Raw genomic sequence first — 25,428 nt, 5'->3', positions numbered from 1 at the left:
ACGTACTCCATGAGGGGTTGTACCCCCGATCCGGGTTGATCCACCGCGTGTGCCACGTCAGCCTGCCCGCCGGGCCAGGACCAGACGTGACCGGGTGAAGCCCGCAGCCAGCAGACCGGCCAGGACCGGTACCGCCACGGCGAGGATGCCGATGGTCTCCCACGGCAGCACGATCGGTGTGTACGCGGAGTCCATCGGGTGCGCCCGCATCTGGTCCAGCGCCCGCTTGAGGTCGGTGAGCCGCACCGCGACCGCGGGCATCGCACCCGCCGCGGTCCCGAGCAGCACGCCCGTTCCCGCGACCACCGCGCACTGGAAGCCGCTGAGCGTGCGCCGTACGCCGGGCGGGGCGCCGATCGCGCTCAGGGTCGTCAGGTCGGCCTCCGCGTCGGCCTTCGCCAGGCCCGTGGTGATGGCGGCCGCGCCCAGCGTCACCACACCCGAGAACAGCGCGAGGATCAGCATGGTGGTGTCGCTGCCCTCCGGCTGCTCGTTCTGCCAGAGGTAGGCACCGTTTCCGGCCTGTGACATCCCGTCGTCGAAGCGCTGCTTCTCCGCGTCGGTCGGCCGGTGCGCGACCCGGTAGACGGCGGAGACCGGGCCCGTGTGCAGTCCGAGGCGGTCGGCGGCGGTCTGCGGCATGATCATGCGGATCCCGGGGGTGGCCGCGTACGGGGCGGCAGCCCGGTAGACCGTGAGGTGACTGACGGTCGTCCTGGCCTTTCCGGGGTGCCGTTCGCGGTTCGCCCTGTCCTCGGCGGTGTAGCGGTGGACGGCTTTCAGGGTGACCTTGCCGTCCGGCCCGGCGTACGCGTTGTTGAGCAGTACGGGGGTGCCGGCGGCCAGCGCCCTGGCGGCGGCCGGGTCGTTCAGACCGGCGTAGACACGCAGTGTCGCGCTGTCGCCGACGACGATCTCCGACTCATTGCCGAAGTAGTCGTCGGCATACTCCGCGTCCTTGCACTTCGGCGAGTTCATCAGCCGCTTGTGCCCGGCCGGGGAGAGCCTGGCCGCCAGGTCCTTGCCGCCGGGCGCCTGCAGCGGGCAGATGTTGGCCTTCGGCTTGGCCATGGTGAACGAGCCGCAGGCGTCGGCGTCCGCATTGGGGAACTTGTCGCAGTCGCTGCCCGCCCACACCCGGCTGATGGTCGCGGGCGTGCCCCGCACCGGCAGATCGCGCCGGGCGAGCCCGCGGGCCAGTTCCAGCGCCCTCGCCGGGTCCGCGTGCTCCGAATAGGTGTCGGCGTTGATCGCGACGACGTTGGCCGGCAGCGAGAGATGGGCGTTGTACGCCTGCTCCGCCCGGGTGCTCGCGGTGTACGTGGCGACGGCGACGGTGCCCGCGACCGCGGCCATCACCGCCGCGACGGCGGGTGCCGTACGGCCCCGGTTGCGGGCCGCGTCGCGCAGGGCGAGCCGCGGGGCGAGCGGGAGGAAGCGGCCCAGCCGGCCGAGCGAGCCCACGATCACCGGGATGCAGGCGAGTACCCCCAGTTCGGCGACGACCGAGCCGGCGGCGACGGGTACCGCACGGCCCTTGAGCCCGCCGACGACGGCCACGGCGCCCCCGAGCACGATGGCGACGGTCCCGAGCACCGGCATCACCCGTGAGGAGCGGCGCACTCCGCGCCGGCCCGTGAGGGATTCGACGACCGGCTGCCGGCCCGCCACGACGGCCGGCACCAGCGCCGCCAGTACGCCGGTGACCAGGCCGATCGCCGCGATACCCACCAGATCCACGGGGTGGATCGCGAGGCTGCCGAACCGCTTGCCCGACCACCCCTCGATCACCGGGCGCAGCGCGACCGTCAGGGCGACACCCGCGGCGGTACCGGCGACCGCGCCCGCTCCGCCCAGCACCGCTCCCCCGGCGAGGACCACGGCGCGGATGTGCCGCCGGTCGCCGCCGCAGGTGCCGACCAGACCGAGCTGGCGCCGCGAGCGGCGCGCACCGACCGCGAAGGCCGGGCCCGCCAGCAGCACGATCTCCAGCATCGCCATGGCGACGACGGTGGCGAGCGACGCGGTCAGTTCGAGCCCGTGGCCGGACCCCGTGCCGCCGATGTGGGACGCCATCGGGACCTGGGCGTCCGGCGGCGGCTTGAGAACGACGCTGCGGGACTCGACCAGTACGCCGTGCTTGTTGGCCGCGAGGACGTCCTGCCAGCTCACCCCCGAGGCTCCGGCGGCCTTGACGAACAGGGACAGGCGGCCGGGGCTGGGCGGCGTGATGGTGTGGTCGGCGGCGGCCGCCCGCTGCCAGGGCTTGATGAGGGCGCCCGGCCGCACGTACAGGAAGCTGTCCTTCAGACTGGCGGGCACCTCTACGGCGCCGGTGATCGTGAAGGTCTTGTCGGCGCCCCGGACTGTGGTGTGCGAACCGACGTGCAGCCCGGCCGACTTGAGGAAGCCGTCGTTGGCGACGAGGTCGCTGTCCGTCTTCGGGTACGCGCCGCGCACCAGCTTGATCATCCCGCTGACCAGCGGGTCCGAGGTGTCCAGTTCGGTGACGTCAGTGGGCTTGATGCCGTACTTGGTGGTGACGGTCGACAGCACGGTCTGCCGGGTGATGGCGCGCGCCCCCTCGGGGAGCACGGCTTTCAGGTCCGGCGGTGCGGTCTGCTGTCCGGCTTGCCCTTGACCGGTCTTCCCGCCGGATGTGCCGTTGCCCTCCGCGTCGGCCTGCTGGTACGAGTCGGCCGCCGGCATCTGCTCGATCGGGCCGCCGCCCATGCCCGCATCGCTGAACAGCGCGTCGGCCGCGCCCATCTCGGAGGTCAGCTTCTCCGCCCGCGTCGGGACCGAACTGCGGTACGTGATGTCCGCCGCCGTGACCCCCAGCACCGGCAGCGCGATCATGGCGACAACCAGGGCGCTGCGGCCCTTGGCGCGCAGTGCGTCCCTGCGAGCGATACGGAAGGCAGCGCGCCAGCCTGTGAACACGTTCACTTGGCGCCCTCGGCTGCGAGCAGCGAATCGGCGTCCGCACTGAGAGTCTGGTCGACGACCGAACCGTCCCGCAGGAACACCACCCGGTCGGCCCAGGCCGCGTACCGGGGTTCGTGGGTGACCATGACCCCGGCGGCGCCCCCGTCGCAGCGGGTACGCAGCAAGGCCAGTACCGCTTCGCCGGTCTCGGAGTCCAGGGCGCCGGTCGGTTCGTCGGCGAGTACGAGCCGCCGGTCGCCGACCAGGGCGCGGGCGATGGCCACGCGCTGCTGCTGGCCGCCGGACATCTCGTCCGGGAAGCGGTCGGCGACCTCGGCCAGCTTCATCCCGCTGAGCGCCTCCCTGGCCTCCTTGCGGGCCTTGCGTACGGATATGCCGTCCAGCTCGCGGGGCAGGGCGATGTTCTCGGCGGCGGTGAGCGCGGGGATGAGGTTGTAGTCCTGGAAGACGTAGCCGACGCTGCGGCGGCGCAGGGCTGCGAGCCGTTTGCGGGTGAGGGTGGCGATGTCCTGGCCCTCGACGATCACCTGCCCGGTGGTCGCGGTGTCCAGGCCGCCGGCCAGCGTGAGCAGGGTGGACTTGCCGGAGCCCGACGGGCCCATGACGGCGACGAGTTCACCCGCCCGGACGGTGAGGTTCACACCGCGGAGGGCGTGCACCTCGGCTATTCCGGTGCCGTGGGTACGGGTGAGGTTCCTGAGTTCCAGTACGGGTGGTGCGCTGGACTGTGCGGGCATGGGTCCCCCCTGGGTGCGGGTGATCGGTCGGCTGGGTGGCAAGTGAGCCGCGGAGTCGGGCAGTTGTGCGCGCCGGCTGGGCAAGTGGCTGGACGGGACGAGCGCATGCCCGGTTGTGCTGGGACTGGTGCCCGATCGAGGCCCGTCCGGTGCCCGAACGGGCCTGTTGCCTTCCTGGACGGACCCGGAGGGTGCCCGAGCGGGCTTGCCCGTTCCAAACGGACTTGGCAGGTGCCCGAACAGACTCCCCGCGTTCCCGAACGGGCCCGGCGGGTGCCCGAACGGGCGGTCAACGAGGGCTCAGCGGCGGGTCTTTGTACGGGATTTCCGTGCTGTGGCCGGGGCGGGCTCTGTCTGTGCCGCGGCCGCCAGGCGGACCAGGCGGGACTCGCAGTGGTCGAGCCAGCGCGCCTCGGCCTCCGCCTGGAAGATCAGCTGTTCCAGTACGAGCAGCCAGGCGACCTCGTCGCGGTTGGCCGGTTCGGTGTTCAGAGCCTGCGCCTTCAGCCGTGTGTAGTCCTGCATCGCCTTCACCGTGTGGTGGCGCTGCGACTGGATCACCGCGCGGATGTCCACGCCGGGCGCCCCGACGGCCATCGCCAGCTTGATGGCCAGCTCGTCGCGGGCCGGGCTGGTGCGGTCGACCGGGGCCTCGTACCAGCTGCGGAGTTCCTCGCGGCCCTCGTCGGTGATGGCGTACAGCGCGTGGCCCGCGCCGTCCTCGGAGTCCTGGACCACCATGCCGTCGCGCTCCAGGCGCGCGAGCGTCGTGTAGACCTGCCCGACGTTGAGCGGCCAGGTGGAACCGGTCCGGGACTCGAACTCGGTACGGAGCTGAGAGCCGTAGCGGGGGCCACGCTCCAGGAGGGCCAGTAGCCCGTGACGGATCGACATACTCAGTATGTATACCGAGTATGTCGATCGACGCAAGCTACTGCGCCCGGCGCAGCCGCAGTCCCAGGAAGCCCAGGCCGAGACCGATCAGGGCAAGTCCGGCGCCCATTGCCCCCACCTTCAGGGGAAGTGCCGCCGCGCGGGAATCGGCCTGCGGTGTGGCGTGCCTGCCTGCCGCTTCCATGTCCTTGGCGCTGGGGGCCAGGCTGTCCGGCGCGACGGGATCCGTTGCCCGCCCGGTGTGCTCGTCGTTGCCCGATGACCAGGAGTGCTGGTGCCGGGCGGCCGGCGGGTGGGGGGCCCGCATGGGTACGGAGGGGTGGACCACATGGGCGGAGGCGCTCGGGCGGGCGGGGAGGCTCGGTACGCCGGAGGGGGAGAGCGAGGCGCCCGAGGTCCTGCCCGGCCTTGGGCGGCCCTGACCTGCGGGGCTGCCCGCCAGTGAGTCGCGAGGTGACGGGCGCGCGGAGGTGCTGCCGGATGCGGATCCGGAAGGTTTCGGTCCGCCTGCGCCGAGGTCTGCTCCCGTCGTGCTGCCGCCCCTGCTGCCGGTGTCCCTGCTGCCGCCGCCCCGGCCGCCCCCGGTGTCCTCGCCGTCGGGCCGCCCGACGGCGCCCGGGCCGCCGCCGGTCCCGGCGGTCTCCGCGCCCAAGTCGCCCACGTTGCCCAAGCCGCCCGGGTCGCCCGCGTCGCCCGCCATGCCGGCGTCGCCCGCCGTGCCCGTGATCCCGGTCGTGCCCTCGTCGGCGGCTCCGCCGTCCGGCCCCCCCGCCGTACCCGCTGGGGCCGTGGCCGCGCTCGCCGTGTCGCTCGGAGCGGCACCCGGGGACGTGCCCTGGCCGGCGGTGACGCCGACTGCCGGTGGCGGCACCTCCGTGCCCACCGAGACCGGGGACAGCATCACCGCAAGCGCCACCAGACCGATCACTGGATGCCCCCTCATTCCCGCCGGGCCCACCGGCAGCAGAAAGCAGAAGAAACGACGGACCCAGCGTCACATCCCGGTGCAATTCCGGCATCTCGGGAGCGGCAAAAGGCCCAGCACACGCCGTACGTGTACTGGGCCTGACAGCTGTACCGGGCCCGACAGGTGTACCGGGCCTGTCGGCCGGAGCGGGTGCGTCAGTTCGCGTCGCCCGTCGAGATCCCGAGCGTGATGGTGAGGTCCTTGGGGCTGACGTCCGTTTTCGCCAGCGGGTACTGGTCGAGGACGACGTCCTGGCCCCACTGGCCGCTGGGCTCCTTCTTCGTCGTGATGTGCCAGCCGGCCGCCTGGGCACACGCCTTCACCGACAGGATGTCCTTGTAGGTGAAGTCCGGCAGCTCGATCTTGTTCGGGTCCGTGACGCCGGGCTGCGCGTCCGAGCACTCCGTGGTCTCCATCGTCCGGTCCCGCTCGGGCCCCTTGTGTCCGGCCTTGGCCGACGTGCTGGAGTCCGTGGAGTCCGTGGTGCCGGCGCCCGTCGAGCTGCCCGCGTTGTTGTTGTCCGATCCGCTGTAGTGCAGCGCCGCCACCACCCCGCCGATCGCCAGCAGCGCCACCACGACCGCGCCCACGAGCAGCGGCGTCCGCCGCGCGCCGCCGGAGCCGCCCTGCCGGGCCGGGGAGGACGGAGCGGCCGGCTGCACACCGTACGGCGGCGGGGTCTGCCCGCCGTACTGCTGTGCGGCGTACGGCTGGGCGGCGGGTGTCTGGTAGCCGTTCTGCGGCGGCGGGGTCTGGTAGCCGCCCTGCTGCGGGTAGCCGTACGCCGGCGCCGGGGCCGGTGTGCCGTACGTGCCCGGCTGGTACGGCGTCTGGACCTGGCCGCTCTGCGGCATCGAGGAGTCCACCGGCGGGAAGACCGCCGAGCCGACGCCCGCGCCACTGCTCGGCACCGCGCCTCCGACGACCATCGGGGCGGCGCCGGTGTGCCCCGACGTCATGACCCGCAGGCACTCGTCGCGCATGGACTCGGCCGACGGGAACCGCTCGTTCGGGTTCTTCTTCAGCGCGCGGGCGACCAGCGCGTCGACGGGCGGCGTGATGGAGCGGTTGATCGAGGACGGAGCGACCGGCTCCTCCTGTACATGCGCGTACGCGATCGCGAGCGGTGAGTCCGCGTCGAACGGCAGCCGGCCCGTCAGCAGCTGGAACAGCATGATGCCGACCGAGTAGAGGTCGGAGCGCGCGTCCACCCCGCGTCCCAGCGCCTGCTCGGGCGAGAGGTACTGCGGAGTGCCCACGACCATGCCGGTCTGCGTCATCGACGTGACGCCCGACTGCATGGCGCGGGCGATGCCGAAGTCCATGACCTTCACGATGTTGCGCTTGGTCATCATCACGTTGCCGGGCTTGATGTCCCGGTGGACCAGGCCCATCTCATGGCTGGTGTCCAGCGCGGCCAGCACATCGGCTGTGATCTTCAGCGCCTTGTCGGCCGGCATCGCGCCGTGCTGCTCGATGTCCGCCTGGAGTACGGAGCCGAGCGGCTGCCCCTCCACGTACTCCATGACGATGTACGGCATCAGGGCGTCGCCGAGGGTGTCCTCGCCGGTGTCGAAGACCGAGACGATGTTGGTGTGCGACAGCTTGGCGACCGCCTGCGCCTCACGCCGGAACCGCTCGCGGAACGACTGCTCGCGCCCCAGCTCCGTGTGGAGCGTCTTGATGGCGACCTGCCGGTCCAGCGCCTGGTCGTACGCCAGGTACACCGACGCCATACCACCCTCGCCGAGCAGGTCACGGAGCTGATAGCGCCCTCCGGCGACCGAGTCTCCCGCGTAGCGCCCCTGCGCGCCGTCCTGGCTCATGGCGTGGCTCCCCCTATGGCGCACTGATACGGCGCTCCGCGTACTGATCCGGTGACGGCCTGCTGACCCCGGCCCCACGGGGCAAAGTCTGCCCGAGGCCACGGACACGTCAAGCCAGGGGGCCCGTTCCGTGACCGTACGCGTACGAAGCGTCTCGCAAGCGTTACCGGAAGGGCGCAGGATTTGCATGGGCGACGCGATTCCAGGTTTGATAGCCGGTCATTGCCGGACCGGGCCCTCTCCCTGAGCCTGTAGCGTGGCGTGGCACTGGGCCGCGAGGACCACCCGAGCATCACCCGCGTACCACCGCTGACGCGGACCTACACGACGGCGAGGACTGATGGCACCCGAATCCGAGGCAGAGGGCGGCGGGGTGTCGGACGTGCCGGAGTCGTGGGGCGTCGGCGGACTCGTCGGCGACGGCCGCTACCGGCTGACCCACCGGCTCGGCCGTGGCGGCATGGCCGAGGTGTTCGCAGCCGAGGACGTGCGGCTCGGCCGCACCGTCGCCGTCAAGCTGCTCCGGTCCGACCTCGCCGAGGACCCGGTCTCCAAGGCCCGGTTCACCCGCGAGGCACAGTCGGTCGCGGGCCTCAACCACCATGCCGTGGTCGCCGTGTACGACTCGGGCGAGGACTACTGGGGCGGCAACACCGTCCCCTACATCGTGATGGAGCTGGTCGAGGGCCGCACCATCCGCGATCTGCTGATCAACGCCGAGGCCCCGCCGCCCGAGCAGGCGCTGATCATCGTCTCCGGTGTACTGGAGGCGCTCGCCTACTCGCACCAGCACGGCATCGTGCACCGTGACATCAAGCCCGCCAACGTGATCATCACGGACGGCGGCGCGGTCAAGGTGATGGACTTCGGTATCGCCCGCGCCCTGCACGGCGCGCAGTCGACGATGACCCAGACCGGCATGGTCATGGGCACCCCCCAGTACCTCTCCCCCGAGCAGGCGCTCGGCAAGGCCGTCGACCACCGCTCCGACCTGTACGCGACGGGCTGCCTGCTGTACGAACTGCTCGCGATGCGGCCCCCGTTCACCGGGGAGACCCCGCTCTCGGTGGTCTACCAGCACGTTCAGGACATGCCGGTCCCGCCGTCGCAGGTGTCGGACGCGGTGCCGCCGGAGCTCGACGGGCTCGTGATGCGGTCCCTCGCGAAGGACCCGGACGACCGGTTCCAGAGCGCCGAGGAGATGCGGGCGCTGGTCGCGTACTCGCTGCAGATGCTCCAGCAGCAGGGCGGTCACACGGGTACGTGGAACACCGGCCCGGTCGTGATGCACGAGGGCGGCTCCACCCCGGCGATGGGCACAGCGGCCACCACGGCGCTCAGCCATCCGCAGCACGGTGACACCTCGCAGGGCCCGATCCTGCCGCCGATGAACCCGGACGACGGTTCGTACGACGGCGGAGGCAGGGGCAGGAGCCGGGGCGGCCGTGGCTGGATCTGGGTGGTCGCTGTGCTCGCGGTGGTCGCCATCGGCGCGGGCATCGTCCTCGCGCAGGGCCTGCCGGGCAGCGGAAGCTCCGGTGGTTCATCCACCGACAAGTCGCCCGCGCCCTCCCACTCCAAGGTCGACAAGCCGAGCGACACCCCGTCGGACGACTCCTCGCCGGACACCAGCACGGACCCCGGCGCGTCCAGCGGCGGCCAGTACACCCAGCAGCCTTCGGGCACCCCCTCGGACACCCCGAGCAACCACACGCCCTCGTCGCCCCCGCCCGCTTCCCCGTCCACCTCGGGCGGTACGTCGACGAACGGCGGTACGTCGTCCACCGGCGGCAAGACGAACGGCGGCACCGACAACGGGGGTACGTCGTCGGACGGCGGTACCTCGTCCACGGGCGGCAACACGGACAACGGCGGCAGTGACAACGGCGGTGCGTCGGACGGTTCGACGACCGCCGGCGGGGGCAGCCCGGCGGGCGGCGCCACCACGGACGGGGCTAGCACGGCCGGCGGCGCGACGGGGACCACCACGGGCGACGCGGCGGCCGGCGCGACGGGCAACTGAGCTCCGCAAGGGGCGCGGCTGAGCCCGGCACGGACCGTAAGGCCGGTAGCTCAGGAGCCCCCGGCCAGGGGCCTCACCCCGAGAACGCCTCGCGGACCGCCTCGTACTCACGGGTCCACCACACCACCAGGGCCGACGCCGCAGGAAACAGCGGGTCGGCCCTGCGGTCGTGCAGCTGGTAGCGCCAGCGCAGCGTCCAGAAGTCGTTGAGCCGCTCCCACCACACCCGGTGGACCGCGGCGGCCAGCTCCGCGGGGCCCGCCGAAGCGGCCCGCCGGTACGCGCGCGCGTAGGCCCGTACCTTCGCCAGCTCCAGCTCGCCCGTGGGCTGCACGAAGAAGATCACCGCCGCTCTGACCGCCTCCTCGGCGCGCGGCTTCACGCCCAGCCGGTCCCAGTCGATGATCGCGGCCGGTTCGGCGCCCCGGTACAGCAGGTTCAGCGGATGGAAGTCGCCGTGCACCCAGCCGCCCGCCGTGCCCGGCGGCGGGCGCCGGTGCGCATGGCGCTCCAGGAGGCGGCGGCGCTCGCGCAGCCGGTGTTCGGCCAGTTCGTCGAAGGTGTCGCGGCCGGACTGCCGGCAGGCCAGCCTGGAGAGCAGTTCCTCGATGACCGCGAAGGTGTCGGCGGGGTCGGCGCTCTCGTGCTCGGGCGGCGCCGACTCGGCCTCCATCACCCGTTCCAGACCGGTGTGGACCAGCCCGAGGAGCGCGCCGAGCCGCCGGGAGCACGCCGTGCTGAGCTGGGCACCTTCCCGGTGCCGCCCGTCGATCCAGGGGTGCAGCGCGTAGCAGCGGCCGCCGATCACCGTGACGGTGTCGCCGTCCGTGTCGGCCAGCGGCGGTGCGACGGGGACCCCGAGCACCTGGAGGCGCTGGGTGGCGCGGTGCTGGCGGCTGATCGCGGCCGGGTCGCCGTCGAGGTGGTGTTTGAGGAAGTAGTCGCCGTGGGTGGTGGCGAGCCGGTAGCCGCGGTTGAGCAGCCCCTGGGCGACGGGCTCGCAGGAGAGCGCATCACCGGTGGACCGGTAGCGGCGCAGCAGCTCCCCGACAGGCGGTGTTGCGACATGCGGTGGTGCATATGAGCGCGGCACTCGCCAGATGTTAGATCACCGGGAGACGGCGGCTGTTTCCGGAGCGGTGTACTCCATCCGGTCCAGCGTGGCGAACCGCGGCCTGATACGCAGATAGACCGCTTCGTACGGCTCGCCGTTCACCCGGGCCGGGGCCGCTTCGAACTGTGCGATCTCTTCGGGGGCCGGGACGGTCAGCTCGGCGGTTCCGGTGAACTGGACCGACCAGAGGTGTACGTCCCCGGAGGCAAGGTTGTCCGCCGCGTAGGCGACGACGCTGCCCGCGCAGGCCTCGTGGTGCCCGTGGCCCGCGTGCAGCCGCAGGATGACGCAGCCGTCCGAGACGATGTGCCGGGCGATGGCCAGGAAGGGGAGCGCGCGCATACTGGCGGCGACTCGGCCGTACGACACCCTGCTGAGCAGGGCGATGGCGCGCTGTTCCTCGATGGGCATGGCTTCCACTGTCCGCCCCGGACGCCGTGCCGGTAAGGGGACAGCTGCCCGACGATTGAGGACGTAGGTCCCGAATAAGGCCGAACAAACCGTTCTGGGCCATTTCAAACCATTCCAGGCCGGCCAGTCGCCGCCCGCGCCCCGGGGCTCACTGCTCGCCCCGCTCCTGTCCGGCCTGGATCCGGGCCACGTACGCGGCCGCCTGCGAGCGCCTCTCCATGCCCAGTTTGGCGAGCAGGCTGGAGACATAGTTCTTGATCGTCTTCTCGGCGAGATGCAGTCGTTCGCCGATGACGCGGTTGGTCAGACCCTCACCGATCAGGTCGAGAATCTTCCGTTCCTGATCGGTGAGGCTCGCGAGGCGGGCATCGCCTTTGCTGGTGCCACCGTCGCGCAGCCGCTCCAGGACGCGCGCCGTGGCCACCGGGTCGAGCAGCGACTTGCCGGCCGCGACATCCCGTACGGCCGAAAGCAGCTCGCTCCCGCGGATCGCCTTCAGTACATAGCCGGAGGCGCCCGCCATGATCGCGTCGAAGAGCGCCTCGTCGTCGGAGAACGAGGTGAGCATGAGGCACTTGATGTTCTCGTCGGCCGAGCGGATCTCCCGGCACACCTCGACTCCGCTGCCGTCCGGCAGCCGGACGTCCAGTACCGCCACATCGGGCCTGGTGGCCGGGATCCTGGCGAGGGCGTCGGCGGCGGTACCCGCCTCGCCGACGATCTCGATGTCGTCCTCCATCACCAGAAGCTCATGAACTCCGCGTCGCACGACTTCATGGTCGTCAAGGAGAAATACGCTGATTTTTCCGTCTTCGGGCACGGATTCAGTTTCCCATACGAACTCTTCCCGTGCCCGGGGTGCCCGGTATAACGTGCCTCTGTTCCGGCGGCCTGCAAGGCTGTGACCAGTGATTGTTCGCCCATTTCTCGATTTACTTGGAAATCCAAGCAAAATCGCAGGTCAAATGGGGTTTCGCAGTTCTGCGACGCACTGGGTAACGTGCCTTTTCAGAGGGTGCTCGCCGGGGCACCTGTCACGCCTGTTCCCGGTTCGCATCGCACCCACCCCGTGCGGGGGATCCGGATTCGGGCGAGCCGCACTGGCCTTACCGGCAACCCCGGGGGCCGGACCGACGGAGGAGCACGCACGTGACCGTGGAGAGCACTGCCGCGACGCGCAAGCCGCGACGCAGCAGCAAGCGAGCCGGCGCCGCACGGACGCCCAAGGCGCCCGATGAGCCCCAGCTCGTACAGCTGCTGACGCCCGAGGGCGAGCGGGTCGAGCACCCCGAGTACGAAGTGGATCTCACGCCAGAAGAGCTGCGCGGGCTGTACCGGGACATGGTCCTGACCCGCCGTTTCGACGCCGAGGCCACCTCACTCCAGCGCCAGGGCGAGCTGGGCCTGTGGGCCTCGCTGCTCGGCCAGGAGGCCGCCCAGATCGGATCGGGCCGGGCCCTGCGGGACGACGACTACGTCTTCCCGACCTACCGGGAACACGGCGTGGCGTGGTGCCGCGGCGTCGACCCGACCAATCTGCTGGGCATGTTCCGCGGCGTGAACCACGGCGGCTGGGACCCCAACAGCAACAATTTCCACCTGTACACCATCGTCATCGGCTCGCAGACGCTGCACGCGACCGGTTACGCGATGGGCATCGTCAAGGACGGCGCGGACTCCGCGGTCGTCGCGTACTTCGGTGACGGCGCGTCCAGCCAGGGCGACGTGGCCGAGGCGTTCACCTTCTCGGCGGTCTACAACGCCCCGGTGGTCTTCTTCTGCCAGAACAACCAGTGGGCGATCTCCGAGCCCACCGAGAAGCAGATGCGGGTGCCGCTCTACCAGCGCGCCCAGGGCTTCGGCTTCCCCGGTGTCCGGGTCGACGGCAACGACGTACTGGCCTGTCTGGCCGTCACCAAGTCGGCGCTTGAGCGCGCTCGCCGGGGCGAGGGCCCCACGCTCGTCGAGGCGTACACCTACCGGATGGGCGCCCACACCACGTCCGACGACCCCACCAAGTACCGCACGGACGACGAGCGGCAGGCGTGGGAGGCCAAGGACCCGATCCAGCGGCTGAAGACGTACCTGGAGAAGCAGAAGTTCGCCGACGAGGCGTTCTTCACCGGCCTGGAGACCGAGAGCGAGACGCTCGGCAAGCGGGTGCGGGAGGCCGTACGGGCGATGCCCGACCCGGACTCGCTGGCCATGTTCGAGAACACCCACGCCGACGGCCATGCGCTCGTCGACGAGGAGCGCGCGCAGTTCGCCGCCTACCAGGCGTCCTTCGCGGACTCCGACGAGGAGGGCAACTGATCATGGCCGGCAAAAACATGAGCATCGCGAAGGCGCTCAACGAGTCGCTGCGCAAGGCGCTCGACACCGACCCCAAGGTCCTCATCATGGGCGAGGACGTCGGCAAGCTCGGCGGCGTCTTCCGGGTCACGGACGGGCTGCACAAGGATTTCGGCGAGGACCGGGTCATCGACACCCCGCTCGCCGAGTCGGGCATCGTCGGCACCGCGATCGGCCTGGCCCTGCGCGGCTACCGGCCGGTCGTGGAGATCCAGTTCGACGGCTTCGTCTTCCCCGCGTACGACCAGATCGTCACGCAGCTGGCGAAGATGTACGCGCGTGCGCTCGGCAAGATCAAGCTGCCGGTCGTCGTCCGTATCCCGTACGGCGGCGGCATCGGCGCGGTCGAGCACCACAGCGAGTCGCCCGAGGCGCTCTTCGCGCACGTGGCGGGCCTGAAGGTCGTCTCGCCGTCCAACGCGTCGGACGCGTACTGGATGATGCAGCAGGCCATCCAGAGCGACGACCCCGTCATCTTCTTCGAGCCGAAGCGGCGGTACTGGGACAAGGGCGAGGTCGACACCGACGCCATCCCGCACCCGCTGCACAAGGCGAAGGTGGCCCGCGAGGGCTCCGACCTGACGCTCGCCGCGTACGGCCCGATGGTGAAGGTCTGCCTGGAGGCGGCGGCAGCGGCGGCCGAGGAGGGCAAGTCCGTCGAGGTCCTGGACCTGCGGTCGATGTCCCCGATCGACTTCGACTCCGTGCAGACCTCGGTGGAGAAGACGCGCAGGCTGGTCGTGGTGCACGAGGCGCCGGTGTTCCTCGGTACGGGCGCGGAGATCGCCGCCCGGATCACCGAGCGGTGCTTCTACCACCTGGAGGCACCGGTGCTGCGGGTCGGCGGATACCACGTGCCGTACCCGCCGGCGCGCCTGGAGGACGAGTACCTGCCGGGCCTGGACCGGGTGCTCGACGCCGTCGACCGCTCGCTTGCGTACTGAGGAGCGCCGTGACCATGACTGATATCGCGATCCCGGTACGGGAGTTCAAGATGCCCGACGTGGGCGAGGGACTCACCGAGGCGGAGATCCTCAAGTGGTACGTCGCACCCGGCGACACCGTCACCGACGGCCAGGTCGTGTGCGAGGTCGAGACGGCGAAGGCGGCCGTGGAGCTGCCCATTCCGTTCGACGGTGTGGTGCGTGAGCTGCGCTTCCCGGAGGGCACCACGGTCGACGTCGGCCAGGTGATCATCACGGTGGGCGGGGCACCCGGTTCGGAGCCGGAACCGGCCGCCGCCCCGCAGCAGATCGAGCAGCCCGCCGAGAAGGAGTCCGGGGAGGAGCCCGGGCAGGAGGCGGCGCCCGCCGCCCGCCAGCCGGTCCTGGTCGGGTACGGGGTCTCGGAGGCGTCCACCAAGCGCCGGGCGCGCAAGAGCGCGGAGCCGGAGCCGGAGGCCGCGCCGGAGGGCACGTACTACGCGCCGCCCGCCGCCGAACCGGCCGCCGCGCCGGTCAACGGCCACACCGTGGCCCGCCCGCTGGCCAAGCCGCCGGTCCGCAAGCTCGCCAAGGACCTGGGCATCGACCTGACCACGGTCACCCCTTCGGGCCCGGACGGGATCATCACCCGCGAGGACGTCCACGCGGCCGTGGCCCCGGCGGAGCAGGAACCGGCGCCCGCGACGGCCCCGGAGCCGGCGGCCGTCGCGGGCGCCGGCCCGTCCGACGCCCGGGAGACCCGTATCCCCGTCAAGGGCGTACGGAAGGCCACCGCGCAGGCGATGGTCGGCAGCGCCTTCACCGCGCCGCACGTCACCGAGTTCGTCACGGTGGACGTCACCCGCACGATGAAGCTCGTCGCCGAGCTGAAGACCGACAAGGCCTTCGAGGGGCTGCGGGCCAACCCGCTGCTCCTGGTCGCCAAGGCGCTGCTGGTCGCGATCAAGCGGAACCCGGAGGTCAACTCCGCCTGGGACGAGGCGAACCAGGAGATCGTGCGGAAGCACTACGTCAACCTGGGCATCGCGGCGGCGACCCCGCGCGGCCTGCTCGTCCCGAACATCAAGGACGCGCACGCCAAGACGCTGCCCGAACTGGCCGGTGCGCTGGGCGAACTGGTCTCCACGGCCCGCGAGGGCAAGACGTCCCCGGCGGCGATGCAGGGTGGGACGGTGACCATCACCAACGTCGGCGTCTTCGGCGTCGACACCGGTACGCCGATCCTCAACCCGGGCGAGTCCGCGATCCTCGCGGTCGGCGCGATCAAGCTCCAGCCGTGGGTCCACAAGGGCAAGGTCAAGCCCCGCCAGGTCACCACGCTGGCGCTCTCCTTCGACCACCGCCTGGTCGACGGCGAACTCGGCTCGAAGGTGCTCGCGGACATCGCGGCGATCCTGGAGCAGCCGAAGCGGCTGATCACCTGGGCGTAGGCGGCCCGAGCGACTGAACGGCCCCCGGACGCGGTTGTGCGTCCGGGGGCCGCGCTATGTCCGCAAGGCGGCGCTCACTACGTCCAGCTCGGCCCAGACGGCCTTGCCCACGGCCAGGGTCTGTACGTCCCAACGGGCGGCCAGCGCCTGGACGATGAGCAGCCCGCGCCGTGACTCAGTTCGACTTTGTGAAGTCCAGCTACAGCACATCGGGCGGCGAATGTGTCGAGGTGGCCCGCAACATCCCCGGCACGGCGGCCGTGCGCGATTCGAAGGACGTGACGGGGCCCGTGATCGGTGTCGGACCGACCGCGTGGGACCTGTTCCGCGCTCACGTGGTGAGCCAGCAATTCTCTGACTGAGCAGACGGGATGGCTGGCGCACGCCTCGACGAGGGGCCCCTCGAAGAGATGCTGGGAAAGTGGCTTCCGGCTACCTTCTCGGCAATGTCTCGGCATGGGGATGAGGGCATGGCAATGTTCCGGCTCATCAAGTCCAGTTACACCACCTGGCCACTGAAGCTGGAGGAACCTGGAGCCGATACGCCTCCGGCGACCACGATCACGTGCGAAGTCGAGAACGGTACTCGCCCGGGGCTGTGCCCCGGGCACGTCTGAAGGCCCGGCTGAAAGCGTGCGGAGAGGCGTAGCCGACCGCGCCGGAGATCGACTCGACCGGCTCATCGGTATCGCGGAGCCGGACGGACGCCAGGTCGATGCGCCACTGCGTCACGTAAGCGCCCGGCGTCTGTCCGAGGGCGGACCGGAAACGCCTGGACAGCGTCGCCCGGGAGACGCTCGTCGCGGCGGCCAGGGTCTCCGTGGTCCACGGGTGTCCCGGTTGGGCGTGGACACATGCCAGAGCGTGGCGCACGACCGGATCACGCATCGCTCCCAGCCATGAGCCGGACTGCTCCTGCGGGTGGCGGGCCAGCCAGGCGCGTACGAACTGGACGAGCAGAAGGTCGACGATGCTGTTGACGGCGGCGGTGGTGCCGATCTGCGGCTGTGCGAGCTCAGCAGCGAGAAGTCCGACGGTCCTTCCGAGCTGCGTGTTCTCGCGGGCTGTGACGTGCATCGGCCGAGCGAGGGAGGTAAGCACCGGTGTGCGCACCTCCGGGTCCTGCTCATAGTGCAGCACGATCACTTCCGTCTGCACCGGCGCCGAGCCCAGCCGCAGGGCCCGGCCATCGCCAAAAGACCGGGCCGCCGCCTCACGGTCGCAGGAACCCATCGTCACGCCGGCGCCCCCGGCTATCCCGTGTGCGGTGCCCGGCGACACCAGGACGGCGTCTCCGGCCTGCACTTGAAGAGGTTTCCCGCCTGCGACGTGGAGCCACATAGTGCCGCGGGACACCACGTGCAGTGCCGCTCCTGGAGAGGAGTCCAGCCACAGGCCCCACGTTCCTCCGGCCTTCAGCATGACCCCGAGCGCCCCACGCGCACCCGAAACACGCAAGACCTCCGCCAGCACATCCATGGGTCCATTCTCGTCCACCACGGCGAACCGCCCACCGGCGGGCGAGGCGCATGTGTCCTCGTCAACAGCCTCAGACCACGTCAAGAATGACCTTTCCGTGCACCTTCCGCGCGAACAGCGCCTGTACGGCGTCGTCCACGCCCTGCCAGTCGCCTCGCAGTCCGACCGGTGCCGAGAGCCTCCCGGCGGCCATGAGGCCCAGCAGGTCCGTCAGCTCCCCGCCGGTCGGCGTCATGTCGCCGTAGGTGGCGATACTGCGGGGCTCACCGAAGCCGAACAAGGCCCCTGACGGGAACGTGGTTTCCTGCCCCGAGGAGTAACCGACCAGGTGGATGGTGCCCCCCTCGGCGAGGGAACTCCACGCCTGGGCCACCAGCGGCCCGCCGACCGTGTCCAGGACGAGGTCGAACCGGTCCCCGGTCTCGGCCAGGTCGGTCAGGACCTTGTCGGCCCCGAGTCGGCGGAGCCCGGCGGCCCGCTCCGGCGAACCGACGAGTGCCGTCACCCGGGCACCCGCCAGCGCCGCCAGTTGGACGGCGAAGTGCCCCACGCCCCCGCTGGCGCCGGTGATCAGCACGTCGCGCGCCAGCAGTGAACGCTTGCGCAGCACCCGGAACGCGGTGACCCCGGCGATCCCCAGCGCGGCGGCGTCGGCCAGGTCCACGCCCTCGGGGACGCTGCCGAGCGAGGCGGGGCTGACTGCCACCCGCTCCGCCCACGCGTGGGGAGCCATTCCCACTGCGACGCGCGTACCTTCGGGCGGCCCCGAGCCGTCGGATGCGGCGCGCACCACGACGCCGGCCGCGTCGTGACCGTGCACAGCGCCGGCCGGCCACTGGTCCACGTAATTCAGCTCTCCGAAGTTGAGACCGATGTGCCGTATCTCCACCAGCGCCTCACTGGTGGACGGTACGGGCTCATCGACATCGGTGAACCGGATCGGTCCGGCCTCACTGTGATCGACCACAAGGGCGCGCATAGGGGGTGTGTCTCCTTCTCGCGTGGGTGCGCCTGAACACTCGGCGCGGCAACAGATCAAGTGCGCGAATGCCGCACTGCCGTCTTCTTGGAACCCTACGCAGGACCGGGACAGCGACCAGACCCGTGAGAATCGATCAGTTGACGATCTGTGTCAGTGCGACTTGCGGCGCGTCGAGCCCTGCACCCATCCGGTGGATGACGCTGTAACGGGCACGGACATGCCCGGCAATGTCTTGAGAAGGCACGCACTGCGCTGCTTGCCGCCTGGGCTGATCGCATGCGGCGTCCGGCCTGCGCTCACCTGCCGGAGGAGCGCGAGGGCCTCTTCGGAAGAGGAACCGGCGGGGGTGGTGCACACGATGAGCGCCTGGTCCGGTGAGCGGGCGATGGACAGTGTCTGCTGGGTCACCGTCACCGTACCGACGACGGGGTGGCGCAGTTCGTAGGTGGCGGCGTCGCACGGTGCCACGCGGTGGTCCGCCCACAGTGCGACGAACTCCGGGCTTCTCATGGTCAGTTCGCCGATCAGCCCGGCGAGCAGCGGGTCGTCCGGGTGCCTGCCGACGGCGATGCGCAGGTTGCCGACCACTGCGCGGGCCTTGCGCGTCCAGTTCGCGTACAGCTCCCGGCAGTGCGGGTCGAGGAACAGAATCCGGGTCATGTTCGGGCGTAGCGCCGGATCGTCCGGGCCGAGTGGGTCCAGGTGACCGGCCAGCAGGGCGTGCCCGAGGGCGTTCCAGGCCAGTACGTCGGTACGGCGGCCGAGCACGAGCGCCGGGACGCCGTCGACGGCGCGGAGGAGGTCGCGTGTTTCGTCGGTCAGCTTCTCGGGCCGCGGGCGGCGCGGCCGGGGAGTGTGGCGGGCGGCGCCGGCGAGCCGGTCGAGGTGCTCGCGCTCGTGGTCGTCGAGCAGGAGAGCGCGGGCGATCGCGTCGAGCACCTCGGCCGAGGCGCCGCGGGACAGGCCCTGTTCCAGCCGTGCGTAGTACGAGACGCTGACGCCCGCCAGCTGGGCCAGTTCCTCGCGCCGAAGGCCGGCCACCCGCCTGCGGGGCCCGAGGTCGCGCAGGCCGACGTCCGCGGGGCGCAGCCGCGCCCGCCGGGCTTGGAGGAAGGTGCCGAGGGGTCCGGGTCCGGTCATCACCCCAGTATTCGGTGCGCGACCGGCCCCAGCCACACCCTGCGAGGGGTAGGACAAGCGGGGAGTGGTGCGTCCCCGTCCGCGTGCCCAGGATCGGTCTCATTCGGCCACGTACCCCGGACCTGAGGACGGACACATGGATCAGAACCTGGAACAGATCCCGGAACAGATCTCGGATCAGAGCCCGGAGCAGCTCACCTTCGGTGACGTCACCGTCACCCGCATCAAGGAGTTCTACGGCTCGGTCGGGATGCCCCCGGGCGAGTTCTTTCCGGGCAGCCAGGACGGCTCGTGGGACAGGCACCGCGAATGGCTGGCGCCCGACTTCTGGAACCCGGAGACGGGAGAGTGCCAGTCGGCGATCCAGTCCTGGCTGCTGCGCAGCGAGGGACGCACCATCCTCGTCGACACCGGAGTGGGCAACCACAAGGACCGGCCCTACGCACCGGTGTGGAGCCGCCTGGATACCGGCTATCTCGGCCAACTCGCGGCCGCCGGGGTGCGGCCCGAGGACATCGACATCGTGGTCAACACCCATCTGCACATCGATCACGTCGGCTGGAACACCCGGCTGGACGGCCGGAACTGGGTGCCGACCTTCCCCAACGCCACGTATCTGATGAACCGGCGGGACTTCGACTTCTGGGACCCGGCCAACGAGAACAAGTCCGTACTGGGCCGGGGAAACCAGAACGTCTTCGAGGACAGCGTCACGCCGGTCCACCAGGCGGGACTCACCCACCTGTGGGAGGAGACGTACCGGATCGACAAGAACCTGCGCCTCGACCTCGCTCCCGGGCACACCCCCGGCTCGTCCGTGCTCACCCTGGAATCCGGCGGCGATCGGGCGTTGTTCGTCGGAGACCTGGTGCACACCGCGCTGCAGATCGCCGAGCCGGAGACCAACTCCTGCTTCTGCGAGGACCCGGTGGAATCCCGCGCCACCCGGCACAAGCTGCTCGGCCGCGCCGCCGAGAGCAACGCGCTCGTCTTCCCGGCACACTTCGGCGGCCACGGCGCCGCGGAGGTCGCTCGCAGCGGGTCGAAGTTCGCGATCAAGGAGTGGGCGGCCTTCTCCCGCCTGTCCTGATGTCCTCAAGCCCTTTCCACACAGGAAGAGTCGCCCGTGCTCCGACAGGCAAATCCGGTAACTCCGGCAGACCCGGTACTGGCATATCCGGTGGTCGCAACCCCAGCCGGCGCCGTGCGCGGTGTCCGTGACGGAACCGGCGAGCGCCACCGCGCCATCCCCTACGCTGCGGCGCCGGTCGGCGCCGGCCGTTTCTCGCCACCCGCCCCCCACCCGGGCTGGGCCGGTGTCCGCGACGGCACGCGGCCCGCGCCCACGGCTCCCCAGCCGGCCCGCGACTTCGGCCGGCTCGACATGGCGCCCTACTTCGGACCGGGCTGGGTGCCCGGCGACGAGTACCTGACCGTCGATGTCCACACGCCTGCCGCCGATGGCGGCAGCCGCCCCGTCATGGTCTTCGTGCACGGAGGCGGGTTCGTCACCGGATCGAGCCGGGCCGCGCTGTACGACGGCAGTGCGTTCGCCCGTGACGGCGTCGTTCTCGTGACGGTGAACTACCGCCTGGGCATCCCCGGGTTCCTCGATCTGGCGGGTGCTCCGGCCAACCGCGGACTGCTCGACCTGCTCGCCGCCCTCAGCTGGGTACAGGACACAGTCGCGGCATTCGGCGGCGACCCCGGCAACGTCACGGTGTTCGGCCAGTCCGCGGGTGCCACGCTCATCGGCGGGCTGCTGGCGACACCCAGGGCCGGCGGCCTGTTCCGCCGGGCGATTATCCAAAGCGGCAACGGCACCGGCGCGTTCACCCCGGAGCAGGCACAACGGGTCGCCGCCGCCGCGGCCGCCGCGCTGGGCGTCGAACCGACCGCCGAGGCGTTCGCCCCCATCCCGGACGAGCGCTTCCTGGCGATCCTGCCCGCACTGGCCGGCCTCGATCTGCGCACCAGCACCGCCCAGGACCCGCTGGCCGGGCTCAGCCCGTTCAGTCTGGTCCTCCCGGTCCAGCCCGCCGACGGTCTCGCCGACGGCCCGGCCGCCGACGTCGACCTGCTCATCGGCACCAATACCGAGGAGGGGCACCTCTACCTCGTACCGCAGGGTGACCTGGAGTCCACCACGGAAGCCGGCCTGCTCACGGTCGCCGGCCGGGTCCACGCGGACCCGGAATCCGCCCTCGCCGCGCACCGCACGGCACGGCCGGGCTCGACACCGGGCGAGCTGCGCTCCGCCCTGCTGGGGGAGGCCCTGTTCACGGCCGGTACGACGCGCATGGCGCAGGCCCACGCGCGGATCTCGGGTGGCCGCACGCACCTCTACTCGTTCGGCTACCGCTCGACGGCTCTGGGCGGGCGACTCGGCGCTGCCCACACCGTGGAACTGCCCTTCGTGTTCGACACAGCCGACGCACCCCGGCTGCACGGGGACACCCGCCTGCTGGGCCCCGGCCCCGCTCCAGCAGGACTCGCAGCCCACGTACACGGTGCCTGGGTCGCGTTCGCCCGGACCGGCAGCCCGGGCTGGGCTCCGTACGATCCGCACCGCCCGCTGGCGGAGATCCTTGGCGGCCGTCCCCCGGAAGGGGGAGGGGACTGAACAGCGAGACCTACACGCGGTTCGGCAAATAATGTCTCGGTGCCGTTCTGGGACGTGACCCAGAAGGGCCATCCGAGAGTTGCTGTAACCGAGTTCCCGGCCGGCCGGACCGGAAGGATGTCTCCGGTCCGGCCGACAGCGGATACGCCTTATCCGAGCATTCCGGCCCGGTATTCGCCGCCGGCCTGCTTGATCATGACGTTGCCGCGGTTGAAGGCGTTGATGACGGCGATCAGGGACACCAAGGCGGCGAGCTGGTCCTCGTCGTAGTGCTTGGTGGCGTTCGCCCAGGCGTCGTCCGTGACGCCGCCGGCCGCGTCGGCAAGGCGGGTGCCCTGCTCCGTCAGCTCAAGCGCCGCCCGCTCGGCCTCGGTGAAGACCGTGGTCTCCCGCCAGGCGGCGACCAGGTTGAGGCGCACCGCGGTCTCACCGGCTGCGGCGGCCTCCTTGGTGTGCATGTCGAGGCAGCCGCCGCAGCCGTTGATCTGACTCGCCCGGATCTTCACCAGCTCCTGCGTCGCGGCCGGCAGCGACGAGTCGGCCACCGCCTTGCCCGCCGCGATGATGTGCTTCCAGACCTTGCCGGCGACCGGGTTCTCGAACATGTTGATACGGGCACCCATGGTGGGCTCCTCTGTCGTTGTCGATGCCTACATGGATACGACGGAGCAGCCCGGCGAGTTGTGACATGCGCGCGCGATGTGAGGTGGGTGCCCGGGTTCCGGGCCGGGGGCGACATGGCCGGGCGTAGGGCGAAAGTCCGGGCCGTCCGCGACTGAGGACCGAAGCGGGGCGGTGGCCGCGTGGGCTGGGATGGGCGGATGACTACTGTCGAGCATCCGACCGACCCCGCTGTCCTGGACCGGCTGGCCACCGAGCGCAACGTCTGGCTGTGCGGTGTCCGTCCCGACGGGTCACCCCATGTGACGCCCGTGTGGTTCGTCTTTCTCCGGGGCAGTTGGTGGATCGGCGTGGACAGCGGCTCGGTCAAGGTGCGGAATCTCCGGGCGGACCCGCGGGCGTCCCTGGCGCTGGAGGACGGCCGGGTCCCCGTCGTGGCGGAGGGAGAGGTGCAGCTCCACCGTGACGGGTTCCCCGCAGAGGTGATGGCGGCGTTCTCGGCGAAGTACGCCTGGGATGTCACGGTTCCCGACCGCCCGGACGGAGGACGCGTACTGCTTCAAGTCACTGTGCGTCGCTGGCTGTTGCTCGGCGTCGCGCGGTAACAGTGACGCCGGAGCTGCCGGAGGTGGGCGGGCCCGGCCCCGGTGGGTCCCCGGCGGGGGTCACCTGTGTGGTTCAGCGGCTGGGATCGAGGCCCTGCTCCACGCGAGCGCTTCGTGCGCCACAGGCAGTTCGCGCCCGATCAGGGTCAGTACGAACAGCAGGACGACGAGCGTCCAGCGGATCACGTCGAACCAGGCGATCCTGCCGTCCGGGCCGACGAAGGCGGCAGAAGTCGAGAGAGGGGCTCGGATGGCCGGGGCAGGGCCGAATGCCCTGGATATCACCCATCTGCCGCCCCATCCGCCGCCCATCCGTGTCCCGCCATGCGGACACCTCTCCCCAACGTATCCCTGTTGTATCTATGCTGTGCGCATGCCAGTCGCCCCGCTGAGACAGCCCCCCGCCGCCGACCGCGTCTACGCGCACGTCAAGCAGGCCGTACTCGACCGTCGCTACGAGGGCGGGACGCTCCTCACTGAGGGCGAGCTCGCCGACGCCGTGGGGGTCTCCCGTACGCCCGTGCGCGAGGCGCTGCTCAAGCTGGAGGTCGAGGGGCTCATCAAGCTCTACCCGAAGAAGGGCGCCCTGGTCCTCGCCGTCTCCGCGCAGGAGATCCACGACGTGGTGGAGACCCGGCTGCTGGTCGAGGAGTTCGCCGCGCGCAAGGCCGTGCCCGCCGCTCCCCAGCTCATCGAGCGGCTGACCGAGCTGCTGGCCGAGCAGACCGCGCAGGTGGCGGCCGGTGATCTGGCCGGGGCCGCCGTCAGCGACCGCTGCTTCCACGCGGAGATCGTCCGCAGCGCCGGGAACGAGATCCTCTCCCGCCTCTACGACCAGCTGCGCGACCGGCAGCTGCGGATGGGCGTCGCCGTGCTCCATGCGCACCCCGACCGCACCGCCACCACCCTCGCCGAGCACGGCGAGATCCTGGAGGCGCTGCGTGACGGGAACGCCGACGACGCCGTCGCGGTCGTCCAGCGGCATGTCACCCGGATCCGGAGTCTGGCCCGGGGGGAGGACCGATGAGCGCCGTGCTGCCCGCCGATCCGCCGGGAGGCAGGCGCGCGGTCACCGTGTGGTCGATCGGCGTCGCCGTCTACTTCGTGGCGATCGTCTTCCGTACCAGCCTGGGCGTGGCCGGTCTCGACGCCGCCGACCGCTTCCACATCGACGCCTCCGCGCTCTCCACCTTCTCCATACTCCAGCTGCTCGTCTACGCCGGGATGCAGATACCCGTCGGCCTGCTCGTGGACCGGCTCGGCACCAAGAAGGTGCTGACCCTCGGCGTGGTGCTGTTCACGCTGGGGCAGCTCGGCTTCGCGTTCTCCCCCACGTACGGCACGGCCCTCGCCTCCCGCGCGCTGCTCGGCTGCGGTGACGCCATGACCTTCATCAGCGTGCTGCGGCTCGGCGCCCGCTGGTTCCCCGCCCGGCGCGGGCCGATGGTCGCGCAGCTCGCTGGTCTCGTCGGGATGGCCGGCAACCTCGTCTCGACCATCGTCATCTCCCGTACGCTGCACGGCTTCGGCTGGACCGCCACCTTCGCGGGCAGCTCGCTCGCCGGGGTGCTGGTGCTGGTCGTGATGCTGGTCTTCCTGAAGGACCACCCCGAGGGGTTCGAACCGCTGCCCGCCCCGCACCCGGGGGCCGCGTCCGTGCGCCGGCAGATCGCCGCGGCGTGGCGCGAGCCCGGCACCCGGCTCGGGATGTGGGTGCACTTCACGACGCAGTTCCCCGCGATGTTCTTCCTGCTGCTGTGGGGGATGCCGTTCCTCGTCGAGGCGCAGGGCCTGTCCCGTGCCACGGCGGGTGAACTGCTCACCCTGATCGTGCTCTCGAACATGGTCGTGGGCCTGGTCTACGGGCAGATCATCGCCCGGCACCAGGGCGCCCGCGCCCCCATCGCGCTGTCCACGGTGGGTGCGACCGCACTGCTCTGGGCGAGCACCCTCGCCTACCCGGGCGACCACGCGCCGATGTGGCTGCTGCTGACGCTGTGCACGGTGCTCGGCGCCTGCGGCCCCGCCTCGATGATCGGCTTCGACTTCGCGCGCCCCGCCAACCCGCCGGAGCGCCAGGGCACCGCGTCCGGAATCGTCAACATGGGCGGGTTCGTCGCGTCGATGACGACGCTCCTCGCCGTCGGAGTCCTGCTGGACGCGACGGACGACAACTACCGGATCGCCTTCTGCTCCGTGTTCGTCCTGGAGGCGCTGGGCGTCACCCAGATCCTCCGGCTGCGCCGGCGCAGCGCACGCCGCGAGAGCGAGCGGCTGGTGGCCAGCCGGGTGGAGGCCGTACACGTCCCGGCGTGAGGCTGTCCCGGCGTG

At 71.1% G+C, this 25,428-nt stretch carries 23 protein-coding genes; 10 read left to right on the top strand and 13 right to left on the bottom strand.

Annotation, left to right across the window (positions count from 1 at the left end):
• Positions 1-57 precede the first annotated feature (57 nt).
• The 5 genes from OG452_RS16775 to OG452_RS16755 form a co-directional block, all read right to left on the bottom strand.
• On the bottom strand, positions 58-2,949 hold the full coding sequence (locus OG452_RS16775; protein ID WP_327296409.1) for an FtsX-like permease family protein: 2,892 nt from the start codon (positions 2,947-2,949) through the stop codon (positions 58-60).
• Positions 2,946-3,686, bottom strand: coding sequence for an ABC transporter ATP-binding protein (locus OG452_RS16770; RefSeq protein WP_327296408.1), 741 nt, complete (start codon positions 3,684-3,686; stop codon positions 2,946-2,948). The genes OG452_RS16775 and OG452_RS16770 overlap by 4 nt, the downstream gene beginning before the upstream one ends.
• A 300-nt stretch (positions 3,687-3,986) precedes the next feature.
• A complete protein-coding gene (locus tag OG452_RS16765; protein WP_327296407.1) occupies positions 3,987-4,580 on the bottom strand; it encodes a PadR family transcriptional regulator in 594 nt (197 codons plus the stop codon).
• 37 nt (positions 4,581-4,617) lie between these two features.
• The gene (locus tag OG452_RS16760) at positions 4,618-5,508 is read right to left on the bottom strand and encodes a hypothetical protein (RefSeq protein WP_327296406.1); all 891 of its coding nucleotides are present in this window, start codon (positions 5,506-5,508) and stop codon (positions 4,618-4,620) included.
• Between the two features lie 194 nt (positions 5,509-5,702).
• Positions 5,703-7,373: a protein kinase domain-containing protein gene (locus tag OG452_RS16755; RefSeq protein ID WP_327296405.1), complete on the bottom strand. Its 1,671-nt coding sequence runs from the start codon at positions 7,371-7,373 to the stop codon at positions 5,703-5,705.
• Positions 7,374-7,713: 340 nt separating this feature from the next.
• Here OG452_RS16755 and OG452_RS16750 point away from each other — a divergent pair, with 340 nt between their 5' ends.
• Positions 7,714-9,396 carry a protein kinase domain-containing protein gene (locus OG452_RS16750; protein WP_327296404.1) on the top strand — a complete coding sequence of 561 codons (1,683 nt, stop codon included), beginning with the start codon at positions 7,714-7,716 and terminating at the stop codon, positions 9,394-9,396.
• Between the two features lie 73 nt (positions 9,397-9,469).
• On the opposite strand, the gene OG452_RS16745 is transcribed toward OG452_RS16750, so the two are convergent.
• From OG452_RS16745 to OG452_RS16735, 3 genes are all read right to left on the bottom strand, one after another.
• A complete protein-coding gene (locus OG452_RS16745; protein WP_327296403.1) occupies positions 9,470-10,489 on the bottom strand; it encodes a phosphotransferase in 1,020 nt (339 codons plus the stop codon).
• A 15-nt stretch (positions 10,490-10,504) separates the two neighbouring features.
• Positions 10,505-10,921: a pyridoxamine 5'-phosphate oxidase family protein gene (locus OG452_RS16740; protein WP_327296402.1), complete on the bottom strand. Its 417-nt coding sequence runs from the start codon at positions 10,919-10,921 to the stop codon at positions 10,505-10,507.
• 148 nt (positions 10,922-11,069) lie between these two features.
• Positions 11,070-11,741 carry a response regulator transcription factor gene (locus OG452_RS16735; RefSeq protein WP_327296401.1) on the bottom strand — a complete coding sequence of 224 codons (672 nt, stop codon included), beginning with the start codon at positions 11,739-11,741 and terminating at the stop codon, positions 11,070-11,072.
• Positions 11,742-12,070: 329 nt separating this feature from the next.
• On the opposite strand from OG452_RS16735, the gene pdhA reads away from it, so the two are divergent.
• The 4 genes from pdhA to OG452_RS16710 all read left to right on the top strand — a co-directional run bounded on the left by pdhA (position 12,071) and on the right by OG452_RS16710 (position 16,009).
• Positions 12,071-13,234, top strand: coding sequence for a pyruvate dehydrogenase (acetyl-transferring) E1 component subunit alpha (pdhA, locus tag OG452_RS16730; RefSeq protein ID WP_327296400.1), 1,164 nt, complete (start codon positions 12,071-12,073; stop codon positions 13,232-13,234).
• A gap of 2 nt (positions 13,235-13,236) precedes the next feature.
• A complete protein-coding gene (locus OG452_RS16725) occupies positions 13,237-14,217 on the top strand; it encodes an alpha-ketoacid dehydrogenase subunit beta (RefSeq protein WP_327296399.1) in 981 nt (326 codons plus the stop codon).
• Between the two features lie 14 nt (positions 14,218-14,231).
• A complete protein-coding gene (locus OG452_RS16720; protein ID WP_327296398.1) occupies positions 14,232-15,647 on the top strand; it encodes a dihydrolipoamide acetyltransferase family protein in 1,416 nt (471 codons plus the stop codon).
• A gap of 170 nt (positions 15,648-15,817) precedes the next feature.
• Positions 15,818-16,009, top strand: coding sequence for a DUF397 domain-containing protein (locus OG452_RS16710; protein WP_327296397.1), 192 nt, complete (start codon positions 15,818-15,820; stop codon positions 16,007-16,009).
• A 199-nt stretch (positions 16,010-16,208) separates the two neighbouring features.
• On the opposite strand, the gene OG452_RS16705 is transcribed toward OG452_RS16710, so the two are convergent.
• The 3 genes from OG452_RS16705 to OG452_RS16695 all read right to left on the bottom strand — a co-directional run bounded on the left by OG452_RS16705 (position 16,209) and on the right by OG452_RS16695 (position 19,248).
• Positions 16,209-17,126, bottom strand: coding sequence for an AraC family transcriptional regulator (locus OG452_RS16705; protein ID WP_327296396.1), 918 nt, complete (start codon positions 17,124-17,126; stop codon positions 16,209-16,211).
• Between the two features lie 70 nt (positions 17,127-17,196).
• Positions 17,197-18,105, bottom strand: a complete 909-nt coding sequence (locus OG452_RS16700) for a zinc-binding dehydrogenase (protein ID WP_327296395.1) — start codon at positions 18,103-18,105, stop codon at positions 17,197-17,199.
• 153 nt (positions 18,106-18,258) lie between these two features.
• Positions 18,259-19,248: a helix-turn-helix domain-containing protein gene (locus OG452_RS16695; protein ID WP_327296394.1), complete on the bottom strand. Its 990-nt coding sequence runs from the start codon at positions 19,246-19,248 to the stop codon at positions 18,259-18,261.
• Between the two features lie 136 nt (positions 19,249-19,384).
• On the opposite strand from OG452_RS16695, the gene OG452_RS16690 reads away from it, so the two are divergent.
• Together OG452_RS16690 and OG452_RS16685 are read left to right on the top strand one after the other, a co-directional pair.
• The gene (locus tag OG452_RS16690) at positions 19,385-20,338 is read left to right on the top strand and encodes an MBL fold metallo-hydrolase (RefSeq protein ID WP_327296393.1); all 954 of its coding nucleotides are present in this window, start codon (positions 19,385-19,387) and stop codon (positions 20,336-20,338) included.
• Between the two features lie 90 nt (positions 20,339-20,428).
• Positions 20,429-21,871 (top strand): carboxylesterase/lipase family protein, encoded by a 1,443-nt coding sequence (locus tag OG452_RS16685; protein ID WP_327296392.1) that lies wholly within the window; start codon positions 20,429-20,431, stop codon positions 21,869-21,871.
• Between the two features lie 149 nt (positions 21,872-22,020).
• Here OG452_RS16685 and OG452_RS16680 read toward each other — a convergent pair whose 3' ends face one another.
• Complete coding sequence (locus OG452_RS16680; RefSeq protein ID WP_327296391.1) at positions 22,021-22,494, bottom strand: carboxymuconolactone decarboxylase family protein; 474 nt, start codon at positions 22,492-22,494, stop codon at positions 22,021-22,023.
• A 198-nt stretch (positions 22,495-22,692) separates the two neighbouring features.
• Between OG452_RS16680 and OG452_RS16675 the strand changes: the two genes are divergently transcribed.
• On the top strand, positions 22,693-23,097 hold the full coding sequence (locus OG452_RS16675; protein ID WP_327296390.1) for a pyridoxamine 5'-phosphate oxidase family protein: 405 nt from the start codon (positions 22,693-22,695) through the stop codon (positions 23,095-23,097).
• Positions 23,098-23,157: 60 nt separating this feature from the next.
• On the opposite strand, the gene OG452_RS16670 is transcribed toward OG452_RS16675, so the two are convergent.
• Positions 23,158-23,382, bottom strand: coding sequence for a hypothetical protein (locus tag OG452_RS16670; RefSeq protein WP_327296389.1), 225 nt, complete (start codon positions 23,380-23,382; stop codon positions 23,158-23,160).
• An 88-nt stretch (positions 23,383-23,470) separates the two neighbouring features.
• Here OG452_RS16670 and OG452_RS16665 point away from each other — a divergent pair, with 88 nt between their 5' ends.
• A complete protein-coding gene (locus OG452_RS16665) occupies positions 23,471-24,124 on the top strand; it encodes a GntR family transcriptional regulator (protein ID WP_327296388.1) in 654 nt (217 codons plus the stop codon).
• Complete coding sequence (locus tag OG452_RS16660) at positions 24,121-25,413, top strand: MFS transporter (RefSeq protein WP_327296387.1); 1,293 nt, start codon at positions 24,121-24,123, stop codon at positions 25,411-25,413. Before OG452_RS16665 ends, OG452_RS16660 begins: the two co-directional genes overlap by 4 nt.
• Positions 25,414-25,428: the final 15 nt, after the last annotated feature.

The organism is Streptomyces sp. NBC_01197, from assembly GCF_036010505.1.
Classification (GTDB): domain Bacteria; phylum Actinomycetota; class Actinomycetes; order Streptomycetales; family Streptomycetaceae; genus Streptomyces.
Note: the sequence above shows the minus strand (reverse complement) of the source record. Positions and strands in the feature narration are given on the sequence as shown.